Annotated in this window: 13 protein-coding genes and 1 tRNA gene; 13 read left to right on the top strand and 1 reads right to left on the bottom strand. The window is 39.6% G+C overall.

The features are described from left to right. Positions 1-293 precede the first annotated feature (293 nt). From rpoB to MCBB_RS01315, 13 genes are all read left to right on the top strand, one after another. A complete protein-coding gene (gene rpoB / locus MCBB_RS01255) occupies positions 294-2,105 on the top strand; it encodes a DNA-directed RNA polymerase subunit B (RefSeq protein ID WP_071905908.1) in 1,812 nt (603 codons plus the stop codon). A 139-nt stretch (positions 2,106-2,244) separates the two neighbouring features. Beyond that, entirely contained in the window at positions 2,245-4,857 is a 2,613-nt protein-coding gene (locus tag MCBB_RS01260; protein ID WP_071905909.1) for a DNA-directed RNA polymerase subunit A', read from the top strand. Positions 4,858-5,055: 198 nt separating this feature from the next. Further along, positions 5,056-6,210: a DNA-directed RNA polymerase subunit A'' gene (rpoA2, locus tag MCBB_RS01265; protein WP_145976045.1), complete on the top strand. Its 1,155-nt coding sequence runs from the start codon at positions 5,056-5,058 to the stop codon at positions 6,208-6,210. Positions 6,211-6,221: 11 nt separating this feature from the next. Continuing rightward, the gene (locus MCBB_RS01270) at positions 6,222-6,518 is read left to right on the top strand and encodes a 50S ribosomal protein L30e (protein WP_071905911.1); all 297 of its coding nucleotides are present in this window, start codon (positions 6,222-6,224) and stop codon (positions 6,516-6,518) included. Positions 6,519-6,523: 5 nt separating this feature from the next. Further along, the gene (locus MCBB_RS01275; RefSeq protein WP_071905912.1) at positions 6,524-6,955 is read left to right on the top strand and encodes a NusA-like transcription termination signal-binding factor; all 432 of its coding nucleotides are present in this window, start codon (positions 6,524-6,526) and stop codon (positions 6,953-6,955) included. A gap of 235 nt (positions 6,956-7,190) precedes the next feature. Continuing rightward, positions 7,191-7,616, top strand: coding sequence for a 30S ribosomal protein S12 (locus MCBB_RS01280; RefSeq protein ID WP_071905913.1), 426 nt, complete (start codon positions 7,191-7,193; stop codon positions 7,614-7,616). Positions 7,617-7,631: 15 nt separating this feature from the next. Next, the gene (locus MCBB_RS01285) at positions 7,632-8,195 is read left to right on the top strand and encodes a 30S ribosomal protein S7 (RefSeq protein ID WP_071905914.1); all 564 of its coding nucleotides are present in this window, start codon (positions 7,632-7,634) and stop codon (positions 8,193-8,195) included. A gap of 218 nt (positions 8,196-8,413) precedes the next feature. After that, on the top strand, positions 8,414-10,606 hold the full coding sequence (locus MCBB_RS01290) for an elongation factor EF-2 (RefSeq protein WP_071905915.1): 2,193 nt from the start codon (positions 8,414-8,416) through the stop codon (positions 10,604-10,606). A 169-nt stretch (positions 10,607-10,775) separates the two neighbouring features. Further along, on the top strand, positions 10,776-12,017 hold the full coding sequence (gene tuf / locus MCBB_RS01295) for a translation elongation factor EF-1 subunit alpha (protein ID WP_071905916.1): 1,242 nt from the start codon (positions 10,776-10,778) through the stop codon (positions 12,015-12,017). Between the two features lie 82 nt (positions 12,018-12,099). Beyond that, positions 12,100-12,408 carry a 30S ribosomal protein S10 gene (gene rpsJ / locus MCBB_RS01300; protein WP_013645952.1) on the top strand — a complete coding sequence of 103 codons (309 nt, stop codon included), beginning with the start codon at positions 12,100-12,102 and terminating at the stop codon, positions 12,406-12,408. 33 nt (positions 12,409-12,441) lie between these two features. Beyond that, positions 12,442-12,526, top strand: a tRNA-Ser gene (locus MCBB_RS01305). A 172-nt stretch (positions 12,527-12,698) separates the two neighbouring features. Then, the gene (locus MCBB_RS01310; protein ID WP_071905917.1) at positions 12,699-13,175 is read left to right on the top strand and encodes a hypothetical protein; all 477 of its coding nucleotides are present in this window, start codon (positions 12,699-12,701) and stop codon (positions 13,173-13,175) included. Positions 13,176-13,357: 182 nt separating this feature from the next. After that, positions 13,358-14,041, top strand: a complete 684-nt coding sequence (locus tag MCBB_RS01315; protein ID WP_071905918.1) for an alpha/beta hydrolase family protein — start codon at positions 13,358-13,360, stop codon at positions 14,039-14,041. Positions 14,042-14,134: 93 nt separating this feature from the next. On the opposite strand, the gene MCBB_RS01320 is transcribed toward MCBB_RS01315, so the two are convergent. Next, entirely contained in the window at positions 14,135-15,913 is a 1,779-nt protein-coding gene (locus MCBB_RS01320) for an ATP-dependent nuclease (protein WP_071905919.1), read from the bottom strand. Positions 15,914-16,291: the final 378 nt, after the last annotated feature.

The raw sequence follows: 16,291 nt of genomic DNA on the forward strand, positions 1-16,291 counted from the left end.
TGAACTGAAATATTGAAAAAAATGGATTAATTCAAAGATTTTAAGTTATTTAATATAAATTCAAAGTTAAGTATGGCATAGGCTTCATTTAATCGAACTTTGAAGATTTTAAATGGGTTTAAATTTTCCATTAAATTTCTTTATAATCTCATAATTACATAATAATCATAGATGAAATAACTGTATGAGCTACGAATTTCCAGTAAATTCAGCCGGTTCAATACATAAGTATCATAACATCATGAGGCTTGGGATATTTTAAAGCCTTAATCCTATTATTTGGGGGCAAATTCGTGAAAAAATCCAAGATATATATTAATGGTAAACTCATAGGAACCTGTGATGACCCAGAAGACTTTGTTGAAACCATGAGGCAGAAACGAAGGTCTGGAGAGGTTTCACATGAGATGAACATAACCTACTACCCTGAAACAGATGAGATATACATATTCACAGATCCAGGACGGACAAGAAGACCTCTCATCGTTGTTGAAGGCGGTGAGTCAAAACTCAAACAGGAACACATCCAGAAGCTTGAAGATGGTGAACTGGACTGGAACGATCTCATAGACAATGGAATAATTGAGTACATTGACGCTGAGGAAGAAGAAAATGCATACATAGCCATGTTTGAGGATGACATTACAGAGAATCACACTCACCTGGAAATAGATCCTTCAACCATGCTGGGAATATGTGCCGGTATCATACCATTTGCAAACCACAACTCTTCTCCACGTAACACGATGGAAGCAGGTATGACAAAACAGGCTCTAGGTCTTTACGTATCAAACTACGGCATGAGAACTGACACCCGTGCACACCTCCTGCACCAACCACAGGTGCCAATGGTTAAAACAAGAAGTATAGATGCTACCAAGTATGATAAAAGGCCATCAGGACAGAACTTCGTTGTGGCTGTTATGTCCTACGAAGGATACAACATGGAAGATGCACTCATCCTGAACAAGGCATCACTTGAAAGGGGACTTGCAAGGTCATCATTTTTCAGATCCTACGAAGCATCTGAGAGACGTTACCCTGGAGGACAGGAGGATAAATTTGAACTACCTGAAAGTGTTGTAAGAGGTTACCGTAACGAGGAACTTTACAAACACCTCGATGAAAATGGAATTGTAAATCCTGAGGTAGAGGTAAAATCAGGTGATGTTCTCATTGGAAAAACATCACCTCCAAGGTTCCTTGAAGAACTGGATGAATTTGGAACCTCAAGGGAACGCCGAAGGGAAACATCCGTGACTGTGAGACACGGTGAACACGGTATCGTTGATGCAGTACTGCTCACAGAGACAGTTGAAGGAAGTAAACTTGCAAAAATAAGGGTAAGAGACCAAAGACAGCCTGAATTTGGTGATAAATTTGCATCAAGGCACGGTCAGAAAGGTGTTGTTGGTTTAATAGTTTCACAGGAAAACATGCCCTTCACAGAAAATGGAATAGTCCCTGATCTGATAGTGAACCCCCACGCTATACCTTCAAGGATGTCTGTTGGACAGGTTATTGAGATGCTTGCAGGTAAATCCGGAGCCATGGAAGGAACAAGAATGGACGGTACACCATTCACTGGAATGGAAGAATATGAAATAATGGAACTCCTCAAGAAGAATGGATTTGAAACTTCCGGTAGAGAAGCTCTTTACAATGGAATAACCGGTGAAAGGATTGAAGCTGAAGTCTTCATAGGTGTTGCATTCTACCAGAAACTGCATCACATGACATCTGACAAAGTCTACGCAAGGTCAAGGGGACCAGTACAGGTACTCACAAGGCAGCCAACAGAAGGAAGAGCAAGAGAAGGTGGTCTCAGATTTGGTGAGATGGAAAGAGATTGCCTCATAGCACACGGAGCAGCACTTGCACTTAAAGAAAGACTTCTGGACGAATCAGATAAGTACGAAGCAATAGTATGTGCCAACTGTGGAATGATAGCAATATACGATAAAATAAGGGATAAAACCTACTGTTCACTCTGTGGAGAATCAGAAACATTCCCTGTGGAAATATCATACGCATTCAAATTACTACTCGATGAACTCAAGAGCCTTTGCATATTCCCAAAACTGGTAATGGAAGACAAAGCATAATGGGATGGACAAGTGCGATGCAATGGAACATTACAAGGAATAGTAATATACCAGTTCAAACCTAGAAACAAAAAAATTAATGGAACTAATGATTTAGGATTTATAGCATATTTAAATGCACTATAAGGAGAGAATGAGCTTGAAAGGAATTTTAAAGAAGATTTCCCAGATAAACTTCGGTTTGATGTCTCCGGAGAATATAAGGAAGATGTCCGTTACCAAGATCGTGACCCCTGATACCTACGATGAGGATGGATATCCAATAGAGGCTGGACTCATGGATCCAAGGCTGGGAGTTATTGACCCTGGACTTAGGTGCAGATCCTGTGGATCTAAGGGTGGTGATTGTCAGGGCCATTTTGGTCACATAAATCTTGCGAGACCGGTTATACATGTTGGTTTTGCTGATATCATCCACAAGGTATTGAGGTCAACCTGCAGTGAGTGTGGACGTGTTCTTTTAACTGAAACTGAGAAGATTGATTACAAGAACAAGATCGAGAACCATATAACGAATGAGGAGAGTATAACTCCTATCATCAAGGAGATCTATAATGTTGCTCGTAGAGATAAATGTCCCCACTGTGATACTGAGCAGGAGGATATCAAGATTGATAAGCCTGTTTCCATCGTTGAGGGAAACTATAAACTCACTGCCAGTGAGGTTAGGGAGCGGCTTGAAAATATTCCTGAAGAGGATTACGTCTATGTTGGAATTAACTCCGAGGTTGCAAGGCCTGAATGGATGGTTTTAACGGTACTGCCAGTACCTCCTGTTACTGTGAGGCCTTCAATTACTCTGGAAACTGGTGAGCGTTCAGAGGATGATTTAACGCATAAACTTGTGGATATTCTGCGTATTAATCAGCGTTTGAAGGAGAATATGGAAGCTGGTGCTCCTCAGCTTATCGTTGAGGATCTTTGGGAGCTTTTACAGTACCATGTAACCACTTACTTCGATAACGAAGCCTCAGGTGTGCCACCGGCAAGGCATCGTTCTGGAAGGCCATTAAAAACATTGGCGCAGCGTCTTAAGGGTAAAGAGGGACGTTTCAGAAGTAACCTTTCAGGTAAACGTGTTAACTTCTCTGCTAGGACTGTTATTTCTCCGGATCCTAACATCAGTATCAATGAGGTTGGTGTTCCAGAGATGATAGCCAAGGAAGTTACAGTGCCTGTTCATGTAACAGATTGGAACATGGATAAAATGAAGGAGTACATCATGAACGGGCCCAACAAGCATCCTGGAGCCAACTACATAATCCGACCTGATGGTAGGAAAATAAGGGTTTACGATGAGACCAAGGAAAATGTTGTGGACAAACTCGAAGAGGGATTCGTTGTTGAGAGACACCTGATGGATGGGGATGTTGTGCTCTTCAACAGGCAGCCTTCACTCCACAGGATGTCCATGATGGCACATGAAGTAAAGGTGCTACCATACAAAACCTTCAGGTTAAACCTATGTGTTTGTCCGCCATACAACGCTGACTTCGACGGAGACGAAATGAACATGCACATATTCCAGACCCAGGAGTCTCGTGCTGAGGCCAAATCCCTTATGAGGGTTCAGGAACACATACTCTCACCAAGGTTCGGTGGACCGATCATCGGTGGTATACACGACCACATATCTGGAGCATACCTCCTTACACGTCTGGGATCCAACTTCTCCGAAGAAGATGTTTTCCAGATGGTTAAAAAGGCAAGGATGGAACTTCCAAAACCTAAGGGCCGTGATTGGACTGGTAAAGAGATATTCAGTTTACTCCTTCCTAAGGATCTTAACATGGTTTACAAGGCTGAGATCTGCAGGAAATGTGATGAATGTTTGAAGGAGTCCTGTAAGAATGATGCTTACGTTGTTATTGAGGACGGAGAGCTTAAACTGGGTGCTATAGATGAAAGAGCCTATGGTGCTTTTGCGGGTAAGATTTTGGATTCCATTGTTAAGGAGTACGGTACAGATGCGGCCCGTGAATTCCTTGATTGTTCAACCAAACTTGCAATTGGTGGTATAATGAAGAGGGGATTCACAACCAGTACTGCTGATGAGGAGATACCTCAGGAAGCTAAGGACCGTATTGAGGAACTCCTTGAAAAGGCTGAGGAGAAAGTTGAAAGACTCATTGAGGCTTACCATAATGAGGAACTTGAGGCACTGCCAGGCAGAAGTCTGAGGGAAACCCTTGAGATGAAGATCATGCAAGTGCTTGGTGAGGCAAGGGACAGTACAGGTGTTATAGCTGAAAGTTACTTCGGTATGGAGAACCATGCTGTTATAATGGCTCTTACTGGTGCTAGGGGTTCCATGCTGAACCTGACTCAGATTGCGGCTTGTGTGGGTCAGCAGTCTGTTCGTGGTGGACGTATAGAAAGGGGTTACAGTAAACGTACCCTTCCTCATTTCCATGAAGGGGAGATGGGTGCTAAGGCAAGTGGATTCGTTCACTCCAGCTACAAGAAAGGACTGGATCCATTGGAATTTTTCTTCCATGCTATGGGTGGTCGTGAGGGTCTTGTGGACACAGCTATCCGTACTGCTCAGTCAGGTTACATGCAGAGAAGACTCGTTAACGCACTGCAGGATCTCAGTGTCAAACCAGACGGAACAGTCAGAGACAACAGGGGAGTTATAATCCAGACACACTACGGTGAAGATGGAATAGACCCTGCAAAGAGTGACTACGGTAAAGTAGCAGATATAGATCGTATGATAGATGAGATGAGGATAAAATCAAAGGGTAAATAATCCCTTATTTTATTCAAAACTCATCCTGAATTATCATTATCATCCATGTAATATTATTATCAATAATAATGACTTAATACATGCTTAAAACTTGATGCACGGTTAAGTGTATTCAAAATTGAAATTTGAGATCATTCATAGGGGAATAATTTATTAAGGGAATAGGAACTGGATCCAGGTGGTTTTGTGGATATCGAGATGGTAGAAAAGGTAGAAAAGGTTGTTAAAAAGAAAAGAGCTAAATTTCCTGAAAAACTGATTCATGAAATAGCTGATGCAGCTGAGAGGCATGAGCTCAGTGATAAGGAACTTGACACACTTATCAAAGATATAAAAAAGGCTTATGAACGTGCAAGGGTTGAAGACGGTGAAGCAGTTGGTACAGTTGCAGCACAGTCCGTTGGAGAACCAGGTACTCAGATGACAATGCGTACCTTCCACTACGCAGGGGTTGCAGAGCTGAACGTTACACTGGGTCTGCCAAGGCTCATTGAGATCGTGGATGCTCGTAAGAAGATATCAACCCCAACCATGGCCATATACTTCGAAGAAGGTTACGGTACAGATGAGGAATTTGTCCGAACTATAGCTAACAGAATAGGTAAAATAGTTCTAAATGATGTTCTTAAGGATTTCAACGTGAACTACGCCAGCATGACCCTTAGCATTGAGATCGATGAGGAAAATGTCAAGGAAAAAAGGCTGGATTACGATGAGATCATAGCTAAGATAGAAAAAGCTTTTAAGAAAGTAGATATAAATAAAAACCTACTGAGTTTTGAACCTACGATTTCTGAATCTAAACATGCAATAAGAGAATTAAGACTTTTAGCTGATAAAGTTCGCGATCTTCAGATAAGTGGTGTTAAAAACATCGGAAAAGTCGTGATCAGGAAAGAAGGTACAGAATGGGCTATACACACTGAAGGTTCAAATCTTGGAGCCGTCTTGAAAATGGAAGGTGTTGATAAGACAAGAACAACAACCAATGACATTCACGAAGTAGAGAAGGTACTTGGAATAGAGGCCGCTCGAAACTCAATCATACATGAAGCACAGAGCACAATGGAAGAACAGGGACTTACAGTCGATGTTAGGCACATAATGCTTGTTGCAGATATGATGACATCAGATGGTATCGTGAAATCCATAGGAAGGCACGGTATCAGTGGTGAGAAAGCCAGCGTCCTTGCAAGGGCATCCTTTGAGGAAACAGGTAAACACCTTTTAAGGGCCAGCATAAGGGGAGAAGTTGACCATCTCACCGGTATAATTGAGAATATTATAATAGGACAGCCAATACCACTGGGAACAGGATCTGTTGGCGTCGTTATGAAAGAGAGAAAGAAATAAGGAGGCAGTAGATGGACGTAGATAGAGGAATAAGAGTTGCTGTGGACACAGGGAGTGTCACACTTGGATCTGATAAATCAATTCAGGCTTTAAAACTTGGTAAAGGAAAGCTTGTGATTATCGCAGACAATTGTCCTCGTGATATAAAGGAGGATGTTGAGCATTACTCAAAATTATCAGAGATTCCTGTTTACACTTATGAAGGAACAAGCGTGGAGCTTGGATCCGTGTGCGGTAGGCCTTACACAGTCGCCACACTTATCATAAAAGATCCAGGTGACTCTACAATACTAGAAATCATGGGGTAATTTCTGTGACTATAAAATTTACAACACACGAGATAAGGTACATAGCTCTCTTTGAGAGTATGACAGGTGCAACGGTAAAGGATTGTATAGTTGACGATGAAAACGCCAAATTAACCTTCCTTGTAAAAAAGGGAGATATGGGGCTTGCAATCGGAAAAAGAGGAAGTACAGTCACCAAAGTCCAGAAAACCGTTGACAAAGGCGTTGAGGTTATAGAACACTCAGATGATCCTGTTGAATTCATAGGCAATCTCATGGCTCCCGCTAAGATCAGAAGTATTAGAATACTTCAGAAAGAAAACGGGGAAAAGATAGCAACCCTTGAAACAGATTCAAGAAATAAAAGGACTGCAATAGGAAAAGGCGGTCAAAACATTGAAAGGGCCAGGGTCTTAGCTAAGAGACAGCATAATATAAATAACATTATTATAAAATAGAAGAAAATCAAAGAATTTAATGTTAGATATGGATCATGTGGATCCTAAAACCAATTCACAGGGATTTTAAGGGTATTTAACATTGAATTTTAGAGTAAATTCAAAAATTTAGGATTGATTATGAATTGATCATTGTCCTGATTTAATTAAAGATGGAGTTCAATGATTATAATTTAGATTTATCTATTTACGTTGAATGTTCACAATTAAATCCTAATTCAAGGAGGAATTTCATTTGCCAGGACTTTTTGCAGCAAAAAAGCTTAAACAGAACAGACAGAATTTCAGATGGAAGGACACTCATTACAAAAGGAAATCATTACGATTAGATGTTAAGGCAGACCCATTAGAGGGTGCACCTCAGGCAAGGGGAATCGTAATAGAAAAAGTGGGTATAGAAGCGAAACAACCAAACTCCGCTATACGAAAATGTGTACGTGTCCAGCTCATCAAAAACGGTAAACAGTTAACAGCCTTCGCACCAGGTGACGGTGCAATCGGTTTCATCGATGAACACGATGAAGTTATGATCGAAGGAATTGGTGGACCATCAGGAAGGTCCATGGGTGATATTCCAGGTGTCAGGTGGAAGGTTTCAAAAGTTAACAACGTAGCATTAGAGGAAATGGTTAAAGGTAAAATAGAAAAACCAGTAAGATAAAAGTGAGGTTATTTAATGAGTTTTAAGGTCTTCGATAAATGGGATTTAGGAGAGGTTAAAGTGGAAGACATGGGCCTTGTTAACTACGTCTGCCTAGACGAGATACTGGTTCCCCACACCCTCGGAAGACATGTTAAAAGACAGTTCGCAAAATCAAAGGTTTCAATCGTTGAAAGAATCATGAACAAGATCATGAGGACAGAGAGAAACTCCGGTAAAAAGAACAAGTCCTACAACATAGTTAAAGATGCATTAGACATTATAAACAAGCGCTCAAAACAGAACCCAGTACAGGTTCTTGTTAAAGCAGTTGAAAACACAGCCCCAAGGGAAGAAACAACAAGGATCAAATACGGTGGAATAGGATACCAGGTTGCAGTGGACATAGCACCACAGAGAAGGGTTGACCTGGCTGTAGGATTCCTTACAAAAGGTGCACTACAATCTTCATTCAAAAGGAAACGATCCGCAGCAGAGTGTCTTGCTGACGAACTCATGTTTGCAGCAGAATACGATACAAGAAGTTTCGCAATCCAGAAGAAAGAAGAGAAGGAGAGAGTTGCAAGATCCGCACACTAATTCCATTACATCTTTTTAGAGATTCACAGACTGCATTTTTTTTATCAAGTTCCATGGGCTGTTTTGAATCAGTGATTTTTTTCAGTTATCAGCATAGAACCGGGATATCCACGGAATGTCAGTATATCTGTGACTCAAAGATTTTCAATGATGTTCCAAGTCATTGGTAATGTCATGTAGGAATTTTAGGAATCTTCATAATTATTCAGGTGATTTTAGTGAGTAGACGTTCTAAAATGATTGAAAAGATTAAGGATTTAATGTACCAGCCAGAGTACATCCGTAACATCGGTATAGTGGCTCACATTGACCACGGAAAAACCACGTTATCAGACAACCTCCTGGCAGGTGCAGGTATGATATCCTCAGAACTTGCAGGTGACCAGCGTTTCCTGGATTTCGATGAACAGGAACAGGCAAGAGGTATCACAATAGATGCTGCAAACGTTTCAATGGTACACAAGTACAAGGATCAGGAGTACCTCATAAACCTCATAGACACCCCAGGTCACGTTGACTTTGGTGGAGACGTTACAAGGGCAATGAGGGCTGTTGACGGTGCAGTTGTAGTTGTATGTGCAGTTGAAGGAATCATGCCACAGACAGAGACCGTGCTTAGGCAGGCTCTAAAAGAAAATGTAAGGCCGGTTCTTTTTATAAACAAAGTTGACAGGCTCATAAACGAACTCAAACTTGGTGATGATGAACTTCAGCAGAGGTTCGTTAAGATCATTGCAAGTGCAAACAAGCTCATAAGAAACATGGCTCCAGAGGAGTTTAAAGAGGAATGGCTTGCACGTGTAGAAGATGGAAGTGTTGCATTTGGTTCAGCATACCACAACTGGGCAATAAACGTTCCAATTATGCAGAAAACTGGTATAACCTTCAAGGACATCTTCCAGTATTGCAGAGATGACAACCAGAAGGAACTTGCTCAGAAAGTGCCTATACACAACGTTCTTCTGGGAATGGTTGTTGAGCACCTGCCAAGTCCAAAGGTTGCCCAGGCATATAGGGTGCCAAACATCTGGTCCGGTGAAATAGACACAGTTGAAGGACAGGGAATGATAAGCACAGACCCAGATTCTCCGCTTGCAGTTATGGTCACCAACGTGAGCATAGACAAACACGCAGGAGAAATAGCAACTGGGCGTGTTTACGGTGGAACAATAGAAAAGGGAACAGAGATCTTCTTTGTAGGTTCAATGGGTAAAGCACGAACCCAACAGGTTGGTGTTTACATGGGACCAGAGAGGATCAATACAGACAACGTTCCAGCAGGAAACATAGTCGCAATAACCGGTGCAAAAAATGCTGTTGCAGGTGAAACAATCACCACCTACGGTACCAAAATAGCACCATTCGAGAGCATAGAACACATATCAGAGCCTGTTGTTACAGTTGCAGTTGAAGCTAAAAACACCAAAGACCTTCCAAAACTCATAGAAGTTCTAAGACAGGTCGGTAAGGAAGACCCAACAGTAAGGGTTGAGATCAACGAGGAAACAGGTGAACACCTCATATCAGGTATGGGAGAACTCCACCTTGAGATCATAGCCTACCGTATAAACGAGAAGGGTGTTGAAATAGAAACATCTGAACCAATCGTTGTTTACAGGGAAACAGTTGCAGGAAAAGCAGGACCTGTTGAAGGAAAATCACCAAACAAACACAACAGATTCTACATAGACATAGAACCACTTGAAGATAAATTGTTCCAGGCAATACAGGCTGGAGATATTAAAGAAGGCCGTGTCAAAGGAAAAGAACTTACAAGTACCTTCACTGAATATGGACTTCCAAAGGACGAGGCCAAAAAAGTATGGGATGTTTACAACAGATCCCTATTCATAAACATGACCCGTGGTATCCAGTACCTGGACGAGATCAAGGAACTTCTCCTTGAAGGATTCGAAAGTGCAATGGAAGACGGCCCAGTAGCAAGGGAAAAGGTCATGGGACTAAAAATATCCCTCAAAGATGCAAAGATACATGAAGATGCAGTTCACAGGGGTCCAGCACAGGTTTTACCTGCAATTAGGAAGGCAGTTTACGGTTCAATAATGCTTGCAAATCCAACACTACTGGAACCTATGCAAAAAGTATTTATCAACGTTCCACAAGACTATATGGGTGCAGCAACAAGGGAGATACAAAACAGAAGAGGACAGATCGTGGACATGTCACAGGAAGGAGACATGGCAACAGTGGAATCCAAAGTACCAGTTGCTGAAATGTTCGGATTTGCAGGAGACATAAGATCAGCTGCAGAGGGCAGATGTCTATGGTCAACTGAAAACTCAGGATTTGAAAGACTCCCAACTGAACTTCAAAGGAATATAATAAAAGAGATAAGGGCAAGAAAAGGATTGAGCCCAGAACCATACGGCCCAGACCACTACATAGGCTGATGGTTTATTACATAATCAGTGTTATGTCCTATCAAAAGATTAGGTTATATATGAGTAAAATCAATATACAATCACAATCTTTATTAGAACTATGAGATAAAAGGACCTTAAAGCACGTTGTTTAGACTAATTGCTATCCAAGCTATGCAATGTTAATGGAGGAATAATTATGGCTAAAGCAAAAGAACATATGAACTTAGCATTTATTGGACACGTAGACCACGGTAAATCTACACTTGTCGGACACGTACTGCTCCAGTCCGGAGCTATCGCAGAGCAGCAGCTCTCAGACGGTGAAAACAAGTTCAGGTTTGTCATGGATAAACTGACCGAAGAAAGAGAAAGAGGAGTTACAATCGACCTTGCACACGCAAAGTTCGACACTCCAAAATACGAATTCACAATTGTGGACTGTCCAGGTCACAGAGATTTCGTTAAAAACATGATCACAGGTGCATCCCAGGCTGATGCAGCTGTACTTGTCGTAGCAATAGACGACGGTATAATGCCACAGACCAAGGAGCACGCTTTCCTTGCAAGAACACTCGGTATCAACCAGTTAATCGTTGCAATAAACAAGATGGATCTTGTTAAATACGATGAGGGAAAATTCAATGAACTCAAAGAAGAAGTAGGTAACCTCATCAAAACAGTGGCTTACGACCCTAAAAAGATACACTTCATACCAATCTCCGCATTCGAAGGAGACAACATAACAAAACCAAGTGAAAACACCCCATGGTACAAAGGACCATCACTGGTAGCTGCATTTGACGAGTTCACAGCACCAGAAAAACCAACCAAACTACCACTCAGGGTACCTATCCAGGATGTTTACTCCATCACTGGTGTGGGAACAGTACCTGTTGGAAGGGTAGAAACTGGAATCATGAAGAAGGGTGACAACGTCATATTCGAACCAGCAGGAGCAAGCGGAGAGGTAAAATCCATAGAGATGCACCACGAAATGCTTGAAACAGCAGAACCTGGTGACAACGTAGGATTCAACGTTAGGGGTGTCGGTAAAAACGACATCAGAAGAGGAGACGTTGCAGGACACACCTCAAACGCACCAACCGTTGCAAAAGAGTTCACAGCACAGATAGTTGTGCTCCAGCACCCAGGTGTTATCACAGTCGGTTACACACCAGTATTCCACTGTCACACAGCACAGGTTGCATGCACATTCCTTGAACTCCAGAAAAAACTCGACCCAGCAACAGGTCAAGCAAAAGAAGAAAACCCAGACTTCCTCAAGACTGGTGACGCAGCATTTGTCGTAGTTAAACCTACAAAACCAATGGTAATCGAGAAGATCAAAGAAATTCCACACATGGGAAGATTCGCTATCCGTGATATGGGTCAGACCGTGGCTGCTGGAATGTGTATCGACCTCGTACCAGCAAAATAAATACACGAATAAACATAAATGAAGGTAAATATAAAGGATTGAAAAATCTACTACCTTCTTTTTATTTTAATGGAGGATTGGAATGCACAAAGCCAGAATCAAACTCACAGGAACAGACCCTGAAAAACTCGCATACGTATGTGACCAGCTTAAAAGAATCGCAGAAAGGACAGGTGTGGATCTCTCAGGACCAATACCATTACCAACCAAAAAACTCGTGGTGCCAACCAGAAAATCTCCAGATGGAGAGGGAAAAGCAACATGGGAAAAATGGGAACTCAGGATTCACAAACGTTTAGTTGGAATAGAAGCTGATGAAAGGGCAATGCGTCAAGTTATGAAGGTCAACGTACCTGATAACGTGAGTATAGAAATAGAACTTAAAAGCTAATTAATTTATAGCTTAACCCCTTTTTTATCTTATGCCGGGATAGCCTAGCCAGGGAAGGCGCAGGACTTGAGATCCTGTGGAGCTGTGCTCCACCTGGGTTCAAATCCCAGTCCCGGCGTTTTATAACTTATAAAAAGGTTTAGTTTATTTGATCTTTTTTAAGATTGTAAGACCTTCCCACTTTTTAATCATTTATTTTAAAATATTGTATGGAAATCAATTTCAAATTTTTACTATTTTACCAGAATAAATCCGTCGCAATGATTCAATTAACCTAGAGATGATACTCGATGAGTTTTAACCCTATATATGCATTTATAAAAACAACAACAGGTATTCTAACACGTAAAATAAAATTTCAGAAGGATGACATTGGTAAAACAATTCAGATGAACGATGGTTACAGATTCACCATCCTGAAACACGCCGTAAAAGCCTCAGAAACTGAAGATAAAAGTAAAATTACAGTTTTGTGTTTGAGATTTCACCTGAAGGACGCAGAATCTGAAAAAGAGGTTAAACCTTCCAAATTACCAATGTTCTTTTCATTGGGCCTTCCAGGTCTTCGTGAAAAGATGTGGATGGTGAACAAGTGGAATGGAGATTTTCAAGGTATTTATGAATGGAACAATGAGGAGAATGCCCACAAATACGTGGATTCATTTGCAATGAAGTTCATGACCCGAAATGCGGTGCCAGGATCTGTTAAGTATGAAATAATTCCTGGAATAAGCCTTCACGATCATGTGAGGCATCTACAGCTTTAAACTAATTTAGAGCATTTAAGCTTAAACTAATTAAGATTTTTTTTATTTTAGAAATTTTAACGATTTTTTTAATCATTTTTTCCATTAATTTTTCCATATTTTTGAAAAAGTTTTTTTAACTGAAAAACATTTTTAACCTGAAAAACAACCATCTCTATTGATAAAAAAATGGGGATGAATAAATGGAAATCAGAAGGGAAGATATCTTAGGTGAGGGCTTCACAGTCCCCTGTGTAACTACTCTGCCAGAAGATGCAGTTGGAGCTGCAGTGATTGTTCATGGTTACGGTGGTTCAAAGGAGGAACAGCTTGGACTGGCATGGCGTTTGGCATTATGTGGTGTTGCAGCATTTGCAGTGGATATCCGAGGACACGGAGAAAACATGCACACCCTGGATGAAAATGCGCTGGATGACCTTGAAATGGCAATTGAATATGCAGGAGATTTTGGTAAGGTTGCTGCGGTGGGCCATTCAATGGGAGGGCGCCTGGCACTTGTAAGCAGTGCAGATTACCGCATTGGAATATCCCCATCACTCGGCAGAACATTCCACGAGGGAATACATGAAGTCATGGGTGCAAAGAGGAGCTACAGGGTGATAGAACTCTCTCCGGACACGGTTTTTGACATGATGAGGGATCTGCCTGCTGGACGCTTTGAAACTGACACAACCTTCATAGTTTACGGCCAGAAAGACATACATGAAATATTCCAGAGGTGCCAGGAACTGGAGTCTCATGGAGTTCCTGCAGTTATGATAGACAATGCCCTGCACCATGATATCTACACCCTGGAAGAGACCTTTGAGGTTGTTTGTGGGAAGGTTGGGGAATGGTGGGATTATAAAATTACGAATTTTAGGTAAATTTGATTTTATAAATATAATATTTTAAATAGGAAATATGGAGGATGTAACAATCACTAATAAATAATGAGTTAAAGGATAACTCATTTGTTTTTAAACTAAATCTAACAGATCAATGATTATTTCTGTTAGTTCACTATGTGGGCTCCCAGTATCATCTTCATAGTAACCCATATTTTTAATTTCGTCAATATTCATTTTTTCAATCAGTTTATAAACATTCGGTCCAAAAATCTTTTTCATGTCAGAAAAGTCATCGTATTCATCATCTTTATGCAATTCTCTTTTGATAACTGCTGGATAAATATAATTTTCAATTTCTCTCTTTCTCAAAATGAAAAATTTGCCACCTTTTGATTCGCATTTAGATTTCCAATTTAATTTTCTTTGAGGGATCTTATGGTCAAAATATTCTTTATCACTATCAATGATAACTCCAAATTTTTTACTTAATTTACTCAGAGCATTAGCTTCAACAAAATGTTTTAAGTTATCCCCGCCATGAATTATGAAACCTATATCTTTATCTTTAAAATCTTCAGAGATTATTCCTGCAGATTTCATTTTTGACGCTATTGTGTTAAAGAATTCTGTGTCATTCATCCCTTCAACAAATATACATGCTTTAAAACTTGTTATTTGATCAGAAGGTTGAACTCCCAATTCTTCAGCAATTTCTAAAGCATTAAAGTTTGAAGATTGTTTAGCTTTTGCTATACCCAAATTTCTAACAATAAGAGTAAGACTCTCTAAATCTGCTGAACCTGCAAATACAGGAGAATGAGAAGTGATAATTATTTGATGCCCGGCTTTTGCTATTTTGGCAAATGATTCATATAATTCACGTTGAAGTCCTGGATGAAGAGAATTTTCCGGTTCTTCAATTCCAAAAATCAAACTGCCGTCTGCATGTTTAGTTTCAGCCATATATTGAAAGAATGATACCATTAATAACCTTCTTATCCCACTACCTCTTTCATCAATAGATTTTTTTACAGCAAATCTATCTTCTCCAATTATATCAAATTTAACAGCTTTATCCCATGAAAAAGTACTTTCCACACTAAAACTCTTAAAATCGGGGTCGTGTCGTTTAAAATACTCAAAAATACTATTGACTTCTTTTTGTAATGAAGTTTCTATTTGTTTTTTAAAATAGTCTCTAGCCCAACGGTCTGTAGATTTGGTAACTTTACTAATAATATGATTGAATTTATTTTGGAAAGTAGTTTCATTCACACCTAACTTAGTATCAGTTTCAAATAGATCCAATGTTGGTAATGATTTATTTACAATGCTCCAAACCTTTTTTTCTAATTCTAATGGACATTCTTTTAATGGAATCTTCCCTTCAAGTGCTTTTTCCCGTATTTTTTTTCTTTTAATTTTATTTGTAACGTTCCTTCCAAATTTACTTAAATCAATTGACAATGAATCACATATACCATTAAGTTCTTCCTCTTTCTTGTTTACTAACCCAAAATAATTACTTCCATCAAAATCTTGGACTATTAATTCAACTTTTGGTTTAAAATTATCTCTTGAATTGTAAGTCTTTCTTATTCTTAAATTACAATATCTATCTACTAAATTTTCTTCTTCAAAAGTTGTGTTTACTCTTGATTCAAATTGAATTTTTTTTGGTAGTGAAATAAAAGAAACTTCTATGATAATATCTTCATCAACATTTGCGCCATAATGTAGATCACTTTTTTGAAGAGGTTTATCTGATAAAAATGATTGAAGTGCTCTTAAAATACTGGATTTTCCTGAATCATTTTTTCCAATAAGAACTGACAAAGAGTTTAGTTTAGTTTCATCTAATTTTTTGAAAGGCCGATAATTATTCGCACGAATACTCTTAACTCTCATAATAACCATCAATTTAATATTAATTCATTCATATAAAAATATGTCTATGAATTAAGATTATTAGACATGGGGATATACAGCCTTAATCTTTAGATGCTTTTATTATATTGTTAAAAGGTTACTATTCTTTATAGCTTGATTTAAGGTATGTCATTCCGAGATATGTTGTTCCTAATAAGATATACAAAAATCTGATACTAAAGTTTAAAGAAAATTCCATTGTTCCTAAAGTTATATAAACACAACCCAAAGCAATAAAGGGCACATAATGGTATTTTGGACACTTTTTTATCATATTCTATTCACCTACTCTTTTATTTAAATTTATAGGTGTATTTGTGTGTTTAATGAGATATAAAGGTTATTTTTACTATTTTA

The organism is Methanobacterium congolense (assembly GCF_900095295.1).
In the GTDB taxonomy this organism is placed as follows: Archaea; Methanobacteriota; Methanobacteria; order Methanobacteriales; family Methanobacteriaceae; genus Methanobacterium_C; species Methanobacterium_C congolense.